The sequence below is a fragment of the Streptomyces sp. NPDC001315 genome (genome assembly GCF_042896175.1).
GTDB lineage: Bacteria > Actinomycetota > Actinomycetes > Streptomycetales > Streptomycetaceae > Streptomyces.
This window is the reverse complement of sequence record NZ_JBIAWZ010000002.1, coordinates 595,563-610,595: the sequence shown is the minus strand read 5'-3', so window position 1 is coordinate 610,595 and position 15,033 is coordinate 595,563. Positions and strand designations below refer to the sequence as shown.

Genomic DNA, 15,033 nt, shown 5'->3' with positions numbered 1-15,033 from the left:
AGGACCGGGGCCAGGTCACCATCGAGTTCCTCGGCATGACCCCGCTGATCATCGTGACGCTGGTGCTGCTGTGGCAGTTCGTGCTCGTGGGATACACGTTCACGCTCGCCGGGAATGCTGCGGACGAGGCGGTGCGGGCGGGCACGGCGGCGCACCCGGGGGAGCGACAGGCGGCGTGCGAACAGGCCGGCCTGGACAAGCTGTCGGACGCGTGGAAGGGGGGCGCCCAGGTGAACTGCACCACCGGAGGCGGCTATGTGAAGTCCTCCGTCTCCCTCAAGGTGCCCGTCCTCTTCCCGGGCGCGGTCGCCTTCCCGTTCACCGTGACGGGCAGCGCGGGCGCGGTGGAGGAGGCGAAGAACTGAGATGTCGTACGAGGCCAAGGCACGGGACCGGGGCCAGGTCGCCATCGAGTACCTCGGGTTCGTCCCGATCCTGCTCCTGGTCGCCCTGGCCGGCATCCAGCTCGGCCTGGTCGCCTACACCGCCCAGCAGGCCGGCACCGCGGCCCGGGCCGGTGCGCGCAGCGCCTCGCTCGACGAGGGCTACCAGGGCGCCTGCCAGAACGCGGTCAGCGACTGGCTGGCCGACGGCACGTCCTGTTCGAGCGCGGACCTGGGCGACTCCGTACGCGTCACCGCCGACATCGACATCCCCTCCGTCGTCCCCGGCTGGGACTTCGGGCGGGCGAGCAGGACGGCGACGATGCCCAAGGACCACTGACCCGACCACCCCGTAGGGACCGACCGACCCGACCACCACGTAGAGACCGTACGAGCGAGGACCGCACGAGCAAGGAGCACCGGACCATGAGTCTGCGGGCACGTATCAACTCCCCCGAGGAGAACGGCAGCCGGGGCGAGGACGGCCACCTGGTCGCCTCGTACCGCGCCAAGCTCCTGGAGGAGATCGACCTCGCGGAGATGAGCTCGCTGGCCGCGGCCGAACGCCGGGCGCGCCTGGAGCGGGTGCTCGGGCACATCATCAGCCGCGAGGGGCCGGTCCTGTCCACGGTCGAGCGCTCGCAGCTGATCCGCCGGGTCGTCGACGAGGCCCTCGGGCTCGGCATCCTGGAACCGCTCCTCGAAGACGCGTCGATCACGGAGATCATGGTCAACGGACCGGACGCGATCTTCGTGGAGCGCGGCGGCCGCGTCGAGCAGCTGCCCCTCCGCTTCGCCTCCGCCGACCAGCTGATGCAGACCATCGAACGCATCGTCTCCACGGTCAACCGCCGCGTGGACGAGTCCAACCCGATGGTCGACGCCCGCCTCCCGTCCGGCGAGCGCGTCAACGTCATCATCCCGCCGCTGTCCCTGACCGGCCCGACCCTCACCATCCGCCGCTTCCCGCGCTCCTACACCCTCCAGGAACTGGTCTCCTTCGGCTCCCTCGACGAGCACATGCTGTACCTGCTCGCCGGGCTGGTGCAGGCGAAGTTCAACATCATCGTCTCGGGCGCGACCGGCACCGGAAAGACGACCCTGCTCAACGCCCTCTCCGGCCTGATCCCCGGTGGCGAACGCATCATCACCATCGAGGACTCGGCGGAACTCCAGCTCCAGCAGGCGCATGTGATCCGCCTGGAGTCCCGGCCCCCGAACGTCGAGGGCAAGGGCCAGGTGACCATCCGCGACCTGGTCCGCAACTCGCTGCGCATGCGGCCCGACCGGATCGTCGTCGGTGAGGTCCGCGGCGGCGAGTCCCTCGACATGCTCCAGGCGATGTCGACCGGCCACGACGGCTCCCTCGCCACCGTCCACGCCAACAGCGCCGAGGACGCGCTGACCCGCCTGCAGACCCTGGCCTCCATGTCGGACGTCGAGGTCCCCTTCGTCGCGCTGCACGACCAGATCAACAGCGCCGTCGACGTCCTCATCCAGCTCACCCGGTTCGCCGACGGCGCCCGCCGCGTCACCGAGATCGCCCTCCTCGACAGTCACGGCGGCGAGCCCTACCGGCTGACCACCGCCGTCCGCTTCGACGCCCGGCCGATGGCCGCCGACGGCCGCGTTCATGGCGCCTTCCAGTACTTCCCGCTCCCGCGCCGCAGTGCCGACCGCCTCTACATGGCGAGCCAGCCCATCCCCCAGGCCTTCGGCGTCGCCCATACGACGGACCAGCTGGCAATCCGAGAAGCCAGGTAGACAGGTAGACAGGACGGACGGACCACCCCCATGGATCTCCAGACGCGCATCTCCCTCACCACCGGCGTCACCCTGCTGACCTGCGTCCTCGCCGTCCTCGGCCTGCACGCCTACGCCACCGGCCGGGCCCAGCGGGCGGCACTCGTCGAGCGCCTGTCGCACACCGGACAGGTCCCCCTCACCGGCCGCCGGCGCCGCTTCCGCAACCTCGACCGCCGCCTGCGCCGTACGAAGGCGGGCCGGAAACTGGAACCGAGGCTGGCCGCGACGGGCCTGGACGTGACCCCCGGCGAGTTCTTCGTCTACATGATGGCGACGGTGGCCGGCCTCTTCCTGGTCGGCCAGGCCTCCCTGGCGCCCTTCTTCGGCCCGATCGCGGGCGTCCTCGGCATCTGGGCGGCCCTGCAGTTCCTGAACTGGCAACGCCAGAAACGCATCGAGAAGTTCATCAACCAACTCCCCGAACTCGCCCGCATCCTCGCCAACGCCACCCAGGCCGGCCTCGCCCTGCGCACCGCGATCGGCATGGCGGCGGAGGAACTGGAGGCCCCCGCCGGCGAGGAACTGGGCAAGGTCGCGGACCAGTTGGCGCTCGGCCAGTCCATGGACGACGCCCTGGGCGAGCTCGCGGACCGGCTCCCGTCGCGCGAACTGGTCGTCCTGGTCACCACCCTCGTCCTGTCCAACCGGGCGGGCGGCCAGGTGGTGGGCGCGCTGCGCAACCTCACCGAGACGCTGGAGGAACGCAAGGAGACCCGCCGCGAGATCCGCACCCAGCTCTCCCAGGTCAACATGACGTCGTACGCCGTCCCCGTCCTCGGCATCGGCTCCCTGTTCCTGATGAACGGCGTCAAGGACGGCGCCCTGGACCGCATGACCGGCTCGACCGCCGGGCAGGCCTGCGTGGTCATCGCCTTCGCGCTGTACGCGGTCGGGTTCGTCCTCATCCGCCGTATGTCCCGGATCGACGTCTGAGGCCGGGGAGGGGACGAACTCATGACCGGACAAGGAACGGCATTCGCTCTGGCCCTGCTCATGGGCCTGAGCGTCTGGGGAATCTTCGCGGGCATCCGCATGTACCGCGCGGACGCCAGACTGCCCAGCGACCTCGCGCTGGCCCTGGAGGTCGGCGCCACCCGCACCGGCGCGGTCGACTCGCTCGTCGACCGGCTCGGCATGCGGTACGCCCCCGCCGTACTGCGCCTGATGGGCCCCAGGATGGTCGCCCGGTACCGCCGCAGGATCGACCTGGCGGGCAACCCGGGCGGCCTGACGATCGACCGCTACGCGGCGCGCCGCGCGGTGTACGGCGCGCTCGGCGGCTTCGGAGCACTGGTGTTCGTTCTGCGGGGCCAGTACTTCGTGGCGTTGTTGCTGCTGGCCTTCGGGGCCTTCTGGACCGAGGTCGGCATCTGGGCGGCGATCCGGATCCGCAGGGACGTCATCGAACGGACACTGCCGGACTTCCTGGACGTCCTCGCGGTCGTGGTCGGCGCGGGCCTCGGTTTCCGCCAGGCCCTGGACCGCGTGGCGACCCGGTACGAGGGCCCGTGGGCGGACGAGATCCGCATCACCCTGCGCCAGATGGACCTCGGCATGAGCCGCCGCCAGGCCTTCGCGGAACTCCGCCGCCGCAACGACTCCGAGCAGGTGGCCATGTTCGTGACGGCGCTCCAGCAGGGCGAGGAACTGGGCGCACCCATCGTGGACACGCTCGTCGCCATCGCCAAGGACATGCGCCGTACGGACGCGCAGAACGCCCGCCGCAAGGCCGCGCGCGCGGTACCCCGGGCCACGCTGGTGATCACCACGTTCATGGTCCCGGCCACGATGCTCCTGCTCGGCGCGGGCCTGCTGCTGGGCTCGGGCACGGACTTCGGCTCGATCACGGGGAAGTAGGCGGGGGCGGGTGACGGTGACGGCGACGGAGATGACGAGGCGACGGGGTGTGCGGTGGCGGCGCCGGACGCAGCGGGCGGAAGCAGAGGCCGCGAAAGGGGTGTCGCCCCGGGCGATCCCCATCCAGGTCAACGCCCTTCAGGCGATGTGCCGCCAGGTCTTCGGTTTCCGCCTGGCGATGATCGCCCTGGCCACCCCGTCCGCCCTCCTCAACGCCCAACCCGGCCTGGGCGCCCGCCTGGTGGGAGCAGCCGTGGTCGTCACCTTCATGACGAGCTACGTCCTCTTCCGCGACTGGGAACGCTTCGGCCCCCTCCTCCTGCGCCACCCCACCCTCCTGGCCGTGGACACCCTCTTCGGCTCCCTGCTCCTGATCTCCGCGGGCCCGGACACGACCCTCGCCTACGTCAGCGTCTGCACCCCCCTCCTCGCCGGCATCGTCTACAGCTGGCGCGGCGCGGCCTGCTTCGCCTCCCTCCAGTCGCTGATCCTCCTGCTGGTCTACGCCTCGACGAAGGACCTGCACGCCGACCTCTCCGAGTCCCTGCTGCTCCCCGGCCTCTGCGTCATCACCGGCGCCCTCGGCTCGACCCTGCGGGGCCTGCTGCTCCGCTTCGGCGCCGCCACCCACGCCCTGACCGCCGTGCAGTCCCGCCTGGCCGTGACGGAGGCGGTGGCCGCCGAACGGGCCCGCCTGGCACGCGAGATGCACGACTCGGTGGCGAAGACCCTGCACGGGGTGGCGTTGTCGGCGGAGGCCCTGGCAACCACGGCCGGCACGGGCGGCGCGGACCCGTCCCTGCTGCGGCAGCAGGCGGAACTGGTGGCCCGCGCGGCCCGCCGTGCCGCGGCCGAGTCCCGCGAACTCCTCTCGGACCTGCGCGACAGCACCGACCTCGACCCCACCGACGTACTGGGCGAACTCGCCACCACGACAAGCGCCTTCAGCGCTCGTACCGGCCTCCCGGCCACCTACCACCCCACGGGCGACCCGGCAACGACCCCTCCGCGGGTCCCACCCGGCGTGGCCCGCCAACTCCTCACCATCGCCTCCGAGGCCATGGAGAACGCCCACCGCCACGCGGCCCCGACCCACGTCGACGTCCACGCGGGCGTCCACGGCGACCGGTTGCGCATCAGCGTCTACGACGACGGCCGCGGCCTGCCCCCCGACGCGACCCTCGAACGACTCCGCCGAGAGGGCCACTTCGGCCTGCTCGGCATGGTCGAACGCGCCGCGGCGGTCGGCGCCCGCATCCACATCGGCCGCGGCGGTCACACCCGGGGCACCGAGGTCAGCCTCGAACTGGAGCTGGCGGCCGCACCGACACGCGAGGAGGCCCCCCGATGACGAGGACGGACCGTCCACCGCGCGTGCCCGCGAAACCCCTGCGGATCGTCGTGGCGGACGACAACCCGGTGGTCCGCGCGGGCCTCACGGCCCTCCTCTCCGGCCGCGAGGACATCACGGTCGTCGCGGAGGCCGCCGACGGCCACGAGGCCTGCGAGGCGGCCGACCGCCACCGCCCCGACGTGGTCCTCCTGGACGTCCGCATGCCCGGAGTGGACGGCATCTCGGCGCTTCCCTACCTGGTGCGGATCGCCCCGGTCATGATGCTGACGTACACCCGGGAGTCGGAGACCGTCCGCGAGGCCCTGCTGAGGGGAGCGGGCGGCTATCTGGTCCACGGCGAGTTCACCGTGGACCAACTGGTCTCGGCGATACGGGACATCAGGGACGGGCGGGCCCACTTCACGGCGACGGCAGCGGACGCACTGCTGGCTGAGCTGCGTGGTGTGGATGCGATTGCACACGATGGAGCGGCGCCTCGGCCTTTGCTCCGTACAACTTCTCCACAAAACCTTTCGCAAGTGCAACCGAGTGTGGGACAGTCGTCATCGGCGTCGTCCTTGTCGCCATCGTCCCAACTCAGCACGAGGGAGGCGGAGATCATGGACCTGATCGCATCGGGCATGAACAACCAGCAGATCGCCGCCACGTGCTTCATCAGCGAGAAGACGGTCAAGAACCACATCAACCGCATCTTCGCGAAACTCCACAGCACGAGCCGCTCGGAAGCGGTCGCGAAGTGGCTGGGGGTGGCCTGAGTGACGGGGCGGGGAAGAAGTTGGGTCCGGCTTTGGGCCCTGGGACCCTTCGCTGAGTCAGATGTTCCGGCATACCGTCCCTGCGACGCGACACCTGGAGGGGCACACCATGAGCGACCTCATGCTGAAGACGGCCGTCGCGGCCAAGGTCCGCGTGAACGGCTGGAAGAACACGACGGCGGAGGCGATGCGACGCCGGGCGGGCGACAAGGGGCAGACCGCGGTCGAGTATCTGGGCATCATCGCGGTGGTGGTGGCGATCGTGCTGGCTATTACGGGTACGGACATCGGGCAGACGATCTACGACAAGATCACGGAAAAGATCGCCGAAATTACCTGATGTCTCGTCGCAGTTACTGCGACTCAGGGCAGGCCTTCCCCATCTACATCACGGTGGTGGCGGGCCTGCTCTTCCTTGCGTTCGCCTACCTCGCGGTCGGTCAAGCGGCAGCGAACCGGAACGGAGCACAGACGGCAGCCGACGCGGCAGCACTCGCGGCGGCCCAGGACACCCGGGACCAGCTTGCGGGCAAATGGCTCGACGACGTCCTCGACCCGACCAAGTGGCAGGACGTCTTCGACGGCAACGTGACGGTCGAGCCTTCGTGCTGGCGTGCCCATCAGTTGGCCGCGCAGAACGAGGCGCACGTGACCGGATGCGGCCCCGAGGGGCTTCTTGGCTACACGGTCGACGTCCAGACGGACAAGTCGGTCGGAGACTCCGTCGTTCCTGGTACGGAGGACACGTACGCGAAGGCGTCCGCCACCGCCGTGGTCGAGCCGCTCTGCACGTTCGAGCTCCTGGGTGAGGACGCTGGTGACGACGCCCTGCCGCAGCTCACCTGCAAGGACCGGGACTGGGACCTGGACCCGGACGACAGCGCGACGCTCCCGGAACCCGAAGATCTCTTCGACGTCCACCTGGCGGACTGACAGCGAACGACGGAGACGAAGGAAACAGAGTGATGAGTATTCGGTTCACTGCGAAGGCCCGCAGGGGGACGGTCGCGTTGGCTGTTGCAGCCGGCCTGGCTCTCGGAGTGGCGGGCTGCGGCGGAGGCAGCGACGACGGCAAGAAGCCGGAGGCCTCGGCGTCCACGTCCAAGAGCAGCGGGCCTCAGCCGAGCACCCAGGAGGGACAGTCGGAGGCGCCCTTGGCCGAGCTGAAGGGATCGGACGGTCTGCTGCTGCAGATCACTTCTGCTGAGCGTGACGCCGGCGGGTTCGTCACCGTGAACGGCACTTTGAAGAACGACGGAGCCAAGACGATCGTGGTCCCCGCCGCGTTGAGCGGCAATGAAACCGAGATCGTCAGAAACGGCAGGTCGCTCGGTGGCGCCACGCTCGTGGACTCCAAGGGGAGGAAGCGCTACTACGTGCTGCGGGATACGGACGGCCGCCCGCTGACGACGACGGGCTTCTCGACGCTGAAGGCCGGAGAAAGTCTGTCCGTGTTCATGCAGTTTCCGTCTCCGCCGACGAGCACGTCCGAAGTCACCTTCCAATTGCCGAATTTCGCAGCCGCCACCATCCAGATCTCCGGATGAGGCCAACCATGACCCGCCTCACCCTCGCCGTCACCGCCCTGATCGCCGCGAACCTCTACGGCGCCACCACAGCCCAAGCCGACGACACCCCCAGCGTCCCCCCAGGCACCGAAGCCACCGCCTCCGCCCCCGTCCAGGTCGACCCGAACGACCCGGACCTCAAACTCCCCGAAGGCGCCACCCTCGCCACCCCCAAAGTCCTCGACATCAAATCGGTCGTAGAAGACCAGTCCGGAGACGAACGCCGGGAAGACACCAACTCGTCCGTGAAGTTCGCCCTCCAGGCCGAGGTCCTCTTCGGCAAGGACAGCGCGAAGCTGAGCGCCGACGCGAAGGCGCGCATCGCCGCGATCGCCGAGGAGATCAAGAAGCAGAACGCGACGAACATCCGCGTCTTCGGCTTCACGGACAACCTCGGCAGCTCGGCCCACGGCGACGTCCTGTCCAAGCAGCGCGCCAACGCCGTACAGGACGTCCTCTCCCAGGACCTGAACGACCCGAACGTCACCTTCGAGGTGCGCGGCTACGGCGAGCAGTACCCGATCTCGTCGAACGCGACGGAGGAGGGCCGCAAGAAGAACCGACGGGTGGAGGTCTCGTTCCCGCGCTCGGAGAGCTGACGAGGGCCGGCTTGGGGGCTTCGGTGAGCCCGCGAACCGGGCGGAGGCACGCGCATGGGGGCGGTACTGCCACGGACAGGTGCCTGTGCCTGTCCCAGCGACGGGCGGCCTCGACCACAACGTGACAGTTTCGCGAGAACTGTCACATCGGCCCCGACGGTCACCCGGACGCGGGCCGCACCTCGACCCGCGCCCCCACCCGCAGTCCCCACCCCGCCATCATCCCGGCCTCCGCCTCCAGCACGTGCCGGGAACGCAGCCGGGGCAGCCCCAGTCGCCCCGGCCTCATCGTGCGGACGGCGATGACGCGCAGGCGGCGGTCGACGTAGGCGACGTCGATGGGGATGCGCATGCCGAAGGTGTGCACGCTGCCTGCGGGGGAGAGCAGGATGGCCCCGGCGACGGAGTCCCGGCCGAGCAGGCCCTTCGTGCGGGCGCGGTACGACGTGGCGATCTCCAACGGCACGGTGACCGCGGCCGCGTCCGCCTCCCCGTCCCGCCGCACCACCAGTTCCCCCCATCCGTCCCGCCAGCGCCGCCCCATGCCGGTCACCTCCCCCGTTCCGGCCCGACGGTAACCGCCCGCGGCCCACCCGCATGAGACCCTGAGGCGGTGGTCCCCCTCACAACGACGTGACGGAAGCGAGCGCCGCATGCGCAACATCGTCCTGATGATGTCCGTGTCCCTGGACGGCTACATGGAAGGCCCGGACCGCGACATCAGCTGGCACCGCGTCGACGACGAACTGCACCAGCACTTCAACGACCTCCTCCGCGACATGGGCGCCTTCCTCAGCGGCCGCGTCGTCCACGAGCTGATGGCCGACTACTGGCCCACGGCCGACGCGGACCCCGACGCCCCCGCCGTCATGGCCGAGTTCGCCGGGATCTGGCGGGACAAGCCGAAGATCGCCTACTCGCGGACGCTGACGCACGCCGACTGGAACACCACGATCGTCCGCGACGTCGTCCCCGAGGAGGTCAGGGCGCTCAAGGAACAGCCGGGCGGCGACCTGGTGCTCAGCGGGGCGAACATCGCCGCGGAGTTCCTGCGGCACGACCTCGTCGACGAGTTCCGGATGTACGTCCATCCGGTGCTCGTCGGCAGCGGCACACCCCTGTTCCCGCAGTCGTCGGCGATCACGGCACTGCGACACGCCGAGACCCACACCTTCGGCAACGGCGTCGTACTCCTCCGATACAAGCGAGCCGAAGCGTAAAGGAGTTGTGGGGCGGCCCGGTGCCGGATAGGAAGCTTGCATGACTGGACTCGGTGCTGTCTTCCGTCCCCAACTCCCTCCCGAGCGACTGCGCGCGGTGGTCCGCCTCGCGGACGAGTCGGGCCTCGAAGAACTCTGGCTGTGGGAGGACTGCTTCCGCGAGGGAGGGATCTCGACGGCGGCGGCCGCGCTCGCGTGGACCGAGCGGGTCCGCGTCGGGGTCGGCCTCCTGCCCGTGCCCCTTCGCAACGTCGCCATCACCGCGATGGAGGCCGCCTCACTCCACCGGATGTTCCCGGGCCGCGCCGTCCTCGCCGTCGGGCACGGCGTACAGGACTGGATGGGGCAGATCGGGGTGCGGGCCGAGTCCCCGCTGACCCTCCTGCGCGAGCATCTGCACGCACTGCGGGCCCTGTTGCGCGGGGACCGGCTCACGACCGACGGACGGTACGTCAAGCTCGACGACGTCGCCCTCGACTGGCCCCCCGAGGGCCCCGTCGAGGTGCTGGCCGGCGGCACCGGGCCGCGCACGCTGCGGCTGTCCGGCGAGGCCGCCGACGGCACCGTCCTCACGGCCGCCACCCCGCCCGACGGCGTCCGCCGGGCCCGCCGGCTCATCGACGAGGGCCGGGAGTCGGCCGGCCGCACCGACCCGCACAAGGTCGTCGTCTACCTTCTCGCCGCCACCGGCCCCGACGCCGCCGCCCGCCTGCGCGCCGAGCTGGAGTACGAGGGTCTCGCCGCCGTCCCCGATCTCGGCGTCGCCGGAGACGCGACCGCCGTCGCCAAAGCCGTCCAGCGCCTGGCCGACGCCGGCGCCGACACGGTGATCCTCCAGCCGACGGGGGACGAGCCCGACCCCGAGGGCTTCGTACGGTTCACGGCGGAGGAGGTACGCCCGCTGCTCGGCTGACCTCGTCGACGCCCGCAAGCCCGGCTGACCGGTCGACCCCGGCGGTCGCTAGGCGTGCGGGCCCGTCGTCACCTCCCCGATCACCAGCTCCACCAGTTCCGGGGCCGCCTCCAGCACCTCACCCACCCGCACGGCCCGCTCCCTCAACTCCCGCTCCTGCCGCGCCGTCAGCCGACCCAGCGGCTCCACGGTGACGGTCATGCGCCGGCCCCGGCGCCGCTGATGCCAGACTCCCGCCACCACGCCGTCGACCAGCAGGACCGGGTAGTTCCCCGCCTGGCCGCCGGCCAGCGCCCGCCGGTACGCGGCCCCCGGGAACAGCAGCTCACGCGGCTGCGTGGCGATGACGTACGCGTCGAAGTAGGGCAGCAGCCGCACGCCCCGTACGGGCTCGTCGGGGAACGCGGTGTCGCCCGCCGCCACCCACGCCGACGCGCCCTCGAACAGCACCTCCTCGACCTCCCCGTCCGCCGCCAGCGTCGCGAACAGCCCCTCGGCCCAACCGTTCGGCGCCGCGAGCCACTTGGCGAAGTGGGAGGGGGCGGCCGGGCCGTAGGCATGGAGGTAGTGGCGTACGAGGGTCGCGAGCGCCTCCCGCGGCGGCAGCGGGGTGAAGCGGGGCGGGCGGGTGTACGTCACCTTGCGGCCCCGGTTCGGGCCGAAGCACAGAGCGCCCGACTGCCCGGCCCGGTGCATCACCTGCCGCCAGCGCGGCCACAGGCCCTGGAAGGCGGGCATCACGAGGTCCCCGGCCCAGGGGCCGGTGCGCGCCACGACCTCCTCGCCGAGCTCGTCGACCGTCAGACACGTGCCGTCCAGCGCGTCGCCGATCGCCGTCACGACCTGCCGGGACTGCTCCTCGCTGAGCCGGACGTCCGGCGGGAAGGGGCCCGCACCGGACGGTACGGCGGTCAGGGCGGCGCTCCAGAAGGGCAGGTCCCGGGCAGGCAGCAGATGGACGGTCCCCCGCGGGCCGTGCGTCTTCACCAGCGAACGGTCCTCCCACAGCGCCGCGCGCACATCCGACCGCGTCACCCCCTCGGTCCGCACGCCCACCGACACCTCCGCGGCGGACAGCACCTGCGCGTGCGCGCCGCACATCGCACTTACGACGGCGGCGGGCGCCGTACCGGGTCCCGCGCCGGAAGTGGCCAGGAACTGTCGTTCGAGCCGCCGCGCGCCGGCCTCGGCCCAGGTGATCTTTACGGTCATGCCCGTGACGCTAGGACGGAATGAGGTCAGCATGTGTCCGCTTGGGCCGAGCCGGCGCGCACCCTTCGGCGTGGCGTCGGGGTGGCACAAAACGGGTGATCCACCTGTCCGTGGACAGATCGCCATCGACTCTCCACAGGGTTTCCACATCGTTATCGGTGTGGCTCGCTTCGGGCCCCGGGCTCACGTAAATTCGGCGTAGGCAATTCGCGTGAGCAAAGCTGCGCGGCGGTACCGCGCAGTGGAGGGGGCTGCGCGGTGCCGCGCCCGTCCGGGCCCACGGCGCTCCGTCGTCAAGCGGGCGTTTGCCGTCGGGGTCGCCCATCCGGGGGGACTCGGCGCGACACGCCCGGGACTCCCCGGACGCACCAAACCCTTCAGATCTCTCCGCATCCCCTGCGAAACACCTGGCAATCCACCTGTTTCGGCCGCGAGCGGGCCCTGAACCCTGCCTTGCGTGGCCACCGAGGTGTTGTCGTCCGACTTCGGAGAGTAGTTGTGGCACGCCGATGCACGCAGGATCCCTTACGAAGGGTTATGGTGGAAACCCCCCCTCGGGCCGGTCCGTCTCCCCCCCACGGACCGGCCCGTTTTTCGTCCCCACGCATCACGACCCGCACCGAGCCACCCCCTTGGCGCCCCCAACCCGCCGAGCCTCACCCCAAACCCTCGCCCGAGCCGCGCAGCGATAGGCTTCGCCCGCGGGGACCGCCACCGTACGGAGGGGCTGACAATCACGTGAACGTGCGCGACAGGCTGCGCGGCCTTCTGGTCAGGCTGTACGCACGCCGGGTGGAAGGCCACCTCGACCACGCTCAGGTGCCCAAGCACATCGGCGTCATCATGGACGGCAACCGACGCTGGGCGAAGGCCGCGGGTTCCACCACCGAGCACGGCCACCGTGCCGGTGCCGAGAAGATCGAGGAGTTCCTCGGCTGGTGCACCGAGACGGACGTCGAGGTCGTCACCCTCTGGCTGCTGTCGACGGACAACTTCGACCGCCCCAAGGAAGAGCTCGTCCCTCTCCTCGGCATCATCGAGGGCGTCGTGCGCACCCTCGCCGCCGACGGCCGCTGGCGCCTCCACCACGTCGGCACGCGGGACCTCCTCCCCGGCCACATGCAGACCGCGCTGAAGGAGGCCGAGGAGGCCACCGCCGATGTCGACGGGATACTGGTCAACGTCGCCATCGGCTACGGCGGCCGCCAGGAGATCGCCGACGCCGTGCGGTCCATGATTCTCGACGCGGCGGACAAGGGCACCTCGATCGAGGACCTCGCCGATTCCGTCAGCGTCGACCTGATCGGCCGGCACCTCTACACCGGCGCCCAGCCCGATCCCGACCTCGTGATCCGCACCAGCGGCGAGCAGCGGCTGTCCGGATTCATGCTGTGGCAGACGGCTCACGCGGAGTACTACTTCTGTGAGGTCTTCTGGCCGGCCTTCCGCAAGGTCGACTTCCTGCGTGCCCTGCGCGACTACGCGGCCCGCCACCGCCGCTACGGCGGCTGACCGCACGTACGCCCCCGTGGGGACCCATGAGGTCCCGGGGGTCTCGTCCCGACGCGGACGTAACGAGGAGTTCACGGGCGCGCCGTCATATGCCGTGGCATGGCCGTGCGTGTTCGAGGGCATAAGGCAAGCAGGTCGGCACCCGAACCACGGGTGCCGCATCTCAGCGGACGGCTCGGGGTCGTCCGCCCGGGAGGCCCTTTGCACCAGCCCGACCGTGCGTTCTCGGCACGGACGAAGCCGCGGAGGGCCGGTTCTCGGCCCGTGGTGCAACGGCGCCGTCAACCGGTCCAGCTCCTTCTCGTCGCTCCCCGACCTCATCCGAGGGGGTACGTCCTTCCGTGGTGACCAGCACAAAGCGCCACAAGCCAGACCGGCGCACCTACGTTCTCGACACCAGCGTCCTGCTGGCCGACCCGAACGCCCTGACCCGGTTCGACGAGCACGAGGTCGTGCTCCCGATCGTCGTGGTCACGGAACTGGAGGCCAAGCGGCACCATCCCGAACTCGGCTACTTCGCCCGGCAGGCCCTGCGCCTGCTCGACGACTACCGGGTCCGGTACGGCCGTCTTGATTCCCCCATCCCGATCGGGGACCTCGGCGGCACGGTTCGTGTCGAGCTCAACCACTCGGACCCCAGCGTGCTGCCTTCCGGCTACCGCCTGGGGGACAACGACTCCCGCATCCTCGCGGTGGCCCGCAATCTGCAGGCCGAGGGGTTCGACGTCACCGTCGTGTCGAAGGACCTGCCGCTCAGGATCAAGGCGTCGTCCGTGGGACTCCTCGCCGAGGAGTACCGCGCCGAGCTCGCCATCACGGACTCCTCCGGCTGGACCGGAATGTCCGAACTGACCCTGCCCGGCGAGCAGGTGGACATCCTCTTCGAGGAAGGACACGTGTATGCGCCGGAGGCCGCCGACCTCCCGGTGCACACCGGCCTGACCATCCAGTCGGAGCGCGGCAAGGCGCTCGGCCGGGTGTCTCCCGAGGGCAACATCCGTCTGGTGCGCGGGGATCGCGAGGCGTTCGGCATCAAGGGGCGCAGCGCCGAGCAGCGGATCGCGCTCGACGTGCTGCTCGACCCGGACATCGGGATCGTGTCGATGGGCGGCCGGGCCGGCACCGGCAAGTCGGCGCTCGCGCTGTGCGCGGGTCTGGAGGCGGTCCTGGAGCGCCGCCAGCACCAGAAGGTGATGGTCTTCCGTCCGCTGTACGCGGTGGGCGGGCAGGAGCTGGGCTATCTGCCCGGCTCCGAGGCCGAGAAGATGAGCCCCTGGGCCCAGGCGGTCTTCGACACCCTCTCCGCGGTCACCAGCCGCGAGGTCATCGAGGAGGTCACCGCGCGCGGGATGCTGGAGGTCCTCCCGCTCACCCACATCCGCGGCCGCTCACTCCATGACGCGTTCGTGATCGTGGACGAGGCGCAGTCCCTCGAACGGAATGTTCTGCTGACCGTTCTATCCCGAATCGGCGCGAATTCGCGAGTGGTTCTGACCCATGACGTGGCGCAGCGGGACAATCTGCGCGTCGGTCGCTATGACGGTGTGGTCGCCGTCGTGGAGAAACTGAAGGGGCATCCGCTCTTCGCGCACGTGACGCTGACCCGGTCCGAGAGGTCCCAGATCGCGGCACTTGTGACCGAAATGCTGGAGGACGTACAGATCTGAGAAACCGTTGCCCGGTTGTCCAATTGCGGCCGGTTACGCGGTAGTTGGCGCCGTCCGACCAAGGCAGTGAGCCTAGTCGGGCGGCGCCTTCGCATGTGGTCGTTTCATGAAATCCCCGGGGTCAAACAGGATGTGAGCTTTCACACGCAACTCAGAATTGCCTCGCGGCGTCCGGTTACGGCAGAGT

17 protein-coding genes are annotated in these 15,033 nt (G+C 70.3%); 15 read left to right on the top strand and 2 right to left on the bottom strand.

The window, feature by feature from the left end; translation table 11 throughout:
• Nucleotides 1-35: 35 nt before the first annotated feature.
• The 11 genes from ACFY16_RS09950 to ACFY16_RS09900 all read left to right on the top strand — a co-directional run bounded on the left by ACFY16_RS09950 (nt 36) and on the right by ACFY16_RS09900 (nt 8,322).
• Complete coding sequence (locus ACFY16_RS09950) at nt 36-365, top strand: pilus assembly protein (protein WP_390646705.1); 330 nt, start codon at nt 36-38, stop codon at nt 363-365.
• A 1-nt stretch (nt 366) separates the two neighbouring features.
• A complete protein-coding gene (locus tag ACFY16_RS09945; protein ID WP_390646595.1) occupies nt 367-723 on the top strand; it encodes a TadE/TadG family type IV pilus assembly protein in 357 nt (118 codons plus the stop codon).
• 86 nt (nt 724-809) lie between these two features.
• A complete protein-coding gene (locus ACFY16_RS09940; RefSeq protein ID WP_390646594.1) occupies nt 810-2,147 on the top strand; it encodes a CpaF family protein in 1,338 nt (445 codons plus the stop codon).
• A 30-nt stretch (nt 2,148-2,177) separates the two neighbouring features.
• Complete coding sequence (locus ACFY16_RS09935; protein WP_390646593.1) at nt 2,178-3,122, top strand: type II secretion system F family protein; 945 nt, start codon at nt 2,178-2,180, stop codon at nt 3,120-3,122.
• Nucleotides 3,123-3,143: 21 nt separating this feature from the next.
• A complete protein-coding gene (locus ACFY16_RS09930) occupies nt 3,144-4,046 on the top strand; it encodes a DUF5936 domain-containing protein (RefSeq protein ID WP_390646592.1) in 903 nt (300 codons plus the stop codon).
• A gap of 31 nt (nt 4,047-4,077) precedes the next feature.
• Nucleotides 4,078-5,397 carry a sensor histidine kinase gene (locus tag ACFY16_RS09925; RefSeq protein ID WP_390646591.1) on the top strand — a complete coding sequence of 440 codons (1,320 nt, stop codon included), beginning with the start codon at nt 4,078-4,080 and terminating at the stop codon, nt 5,395-5,397.
• Entirely contained in the window at nt 5,394-6,155 is a 762-nt protein-coding gene (locus tag ACFY16_RS09920; protein WP_390646590.1) for a response regulator, read from the top strand. The genes ACFY16_RS09925 and ACFY16_RS09920 overlap by 4 nt, the downstream gene beginning before the upstream one ends.
• A gap of 109 nt (nt 6,156-6,264) precedes the next feature.
• Entirely contained in the window at nt 6,265-6,495 is a 231-nt protein-coding gene (locus ACFY16_RS09915; protein ID WP_390646589.1) for a hypothetical protein, read from the top strand.
• A complete protein-coding gene (locus ACFY16_RS09910; RefSeq protein ID WP_390646588.1) occupies nt 6,495-7,088 on the top strand; it encodes a pilus assembly protein TadG-related protein in 594 nt (197 codons plus the stop codon). Before ACFY16_RS09915 ends, ACFY16_RS09910 begins: the two co-directional genes overlap by 1 nt.
• Nucleotides 7,089-7,120: 32 nt before the next feature.
• The gene (locus ACFY16_RS09905; protein WP_390646587.1) at nt 7,121-7,702 is read left to right on the top strand and encodes a hypothetical protein; all 582 of its coding nucleotides are present in this window, start codon (nt 7,121-7,123) and stop codon (nt 7,700-7,702) included.
• 8 nt (nt 7,703-7,710) lie between these two features.
• The gene (locus tag ACFY16_RS09900) at nt 7,711-8,322 is read left to right on the top strand and encodes an OmpA family protein (protein ID WP_390646586.1); all 612 of its coding nucleotides are present in this window, start codon (nt 7,711-7,713) and stop codon (nt 8,320-8,322) included.
• Between the two features lie 160 nt (nt 8,323-8,482).
• Here the strand turns inward: ACFY16_RS09900 and ACFY16_RS09895 are convergent, their stop codons facing one another.
• Nucleotides 8,483-8,866: a DUF192 domain-containing protein gene (locus ACFY16_RS09895; protein WP_390646585.1), complete on the bottom strand. Its 384-nt coding sequence runs from the start codon at nt 8,864-8,866 to the stop codon at nt 8,483-8,485.
• Nucleotides 8,867-8,975: 109 nt separating this feature from the next.
• On the opposite strand from ACFY16_RS09895, the gene ACFY16_RS09890 reads away from it, so the two are divergent.
• Both ACFY16_RS09890 and ACFY16_RS09885 read left to right on the top strand, forming a co-directional pair.
• Nucleotides 8,976-9,542 carry a dihydrofolate reductase family protein gene (locus ACFY16_RS09890; protein WP_390646584.1) on the top strand — a complete coding sequence of 189 codons (567 nt, stop codon included), beginning with the start codon at nt 8,976-8,978 and terminating at the stop codon, nt 9,540-9,542.
• 40 nt (nt 9,543-9,582) lie between these two features.
• A complete protein-coding gene (locus tag ACFY16_RS09885; RefSeq protein WP_390646583.1) occupies nt 9,583-10,455 on the top strand; it encodes an LLM class flavin-dependent oxidoreductase in 873 nt (290 codons plus the stop codon).
• Between the two features lie 48 nt (nt 10,456-10,503).
• On the opposite strand, the gene ACFY16_RS09880 is transcribed toward ACFY16_RS09885, so the two are convergent.
• Complete coding sequence (locus ACFY16_RS09880; protein ID WP_390646582.1) at nt 10,504-11,667, bottom strand: winged helix DNA-binding domain-containing protein; 1,164 nt, start codon at nt 11,665-11,667, stop codon at nt 10,504-10,506.
• 738 nt (nt 11,668-12,405) lie between these two features.
• Here ACFY16_RS09880 and ACFY16_RS09875 point away from each other — a divergent pair.
• Nucleotides 12,406-13,179 (top strand): isoprenyl transferase, encoded by a 774-nt coding sequence (locus tag ACFY16_RS09875; protein WP_390646581.1) that lies wholly within the window; start codon nt 12,406-12,408, stop codon nt 13,177-13,179.
• 341 nt (nt 13,180-13,520) lie between these two features.
• Complete coding sequence (locus ACFY16_RS09870) at nt 13,521-14,846, top strand: PhoH family protein (RefSeq protein ID WP_390646580.1); 1,326 nt, start codon at nt 13,521-13,523, stop codon at nt 14,844-14,846.
• The last annotated feature ends 187 nt before the right edge of the window (nt 14,847-15,033 follow it).

Coding starts and splice junctions, on each gene's coding strand:
- ACFY16_RS09885 (WP_390646583.1), top strand. CDS start 9,583: ATGACTGGACTCGGTGCTGTCTTCCGTCCCCAACTCCCTCCCGAGCGA.
- ACFY16_RS09900 (WP_390646586.1), top strand. CDS start 7,711: ATGACCCGCCTCACCCTCGCCGTCACCGCCCTGATCGCCGCGAACCTC.
- ACFY16_RS09925 (WP_390646591.1), top strand. CDS start 4,078: ATGACGAGGCGACGGGGTGTGCGGTGGCGGCGCCGGACGCAGCGGGCG.
- ACFY16_RS09930 (WP_390646592.1), top strand. CDS start 3,144: ATGACCGGACAAGGAACGGCATTCGCTCTGGCCCTGCTCATGGGCCTG.
- ACFY16_RS09950 (WP_390646705.1), top strand. CDS start 36: ATGACCCCGCTGATCATCGTGACGCTGGTGCTGCTGTGGCAGTTCGTG.
- ACFY16_RS09935 (WP_390646593.1), top strand. CDS start 2,178: ATGGATCTCCAGACGCGCATCTCCCTCACCACCGGCGTCACCCTGCTG.
- ACFY16_RS09905 (WP_390646587.1), top strand. CDS start 7,121: ATGAGTATTCGGTTCACTGCGAAGGCCCGCAGGGGGACGGTCGCGTTG.
- ACFY16_RS09880 (WP_390646582.1), bottom strand. CDS start 11,667: ATGACCGTAAAGATCACCTGGGCCGAGGCCGGCGCGCGGCGGCTCGAA.
- ACFY16_RS09910 (WP_390646588.1), top strand. CDS start 6,495: ATGTCTCGTCGCAGTTACTGCGACTCAGGGCAGGCCTTCCCCATCTAC.
- ACFY16_RS09940 (WP_390646594.1), top strand. CDS start 810: ATGAGTCTGCGGGCACGTATCAACTCCCCCGAGGAGAACGGCAGCCGG.
- ACFY16_RS09945 (WP_390646595.1), top strand. CDS start 367: ATGTCGTACGAGGCCAAGGCACGGGACCGGGGCCAGGTCGCCATCGAG.
- ACFY16_RS09920 (WP_390646590.1), top strand. CDS start 5,394: ATGACGAGGACGGACCGTCCACCGCGCGTGCCCGCGAAACCCCTGCGG.
- ACFY16_RS09890 (WP_390646584.1), top strand. CDS start 8,976: ATGCGCAACATCGTCCTGATGATGTCCGTGTCCCTGGACGGCTACATG.
- ACFY16_RS09915 (WP_390646589.1), top strand. CDS start 6,265: ATGAGCGACCTCATGCTGAAGACGGCCGTCGCGGCCAAGGTCCGCGTG.
- ACFY16_RS09895 (WP_390646585.1), bottom strand. CDS start 8,866: ATGGGGCGGCGCTGGCGGGACGGATGGGGGGAACTGGTGGTGCGGCGG.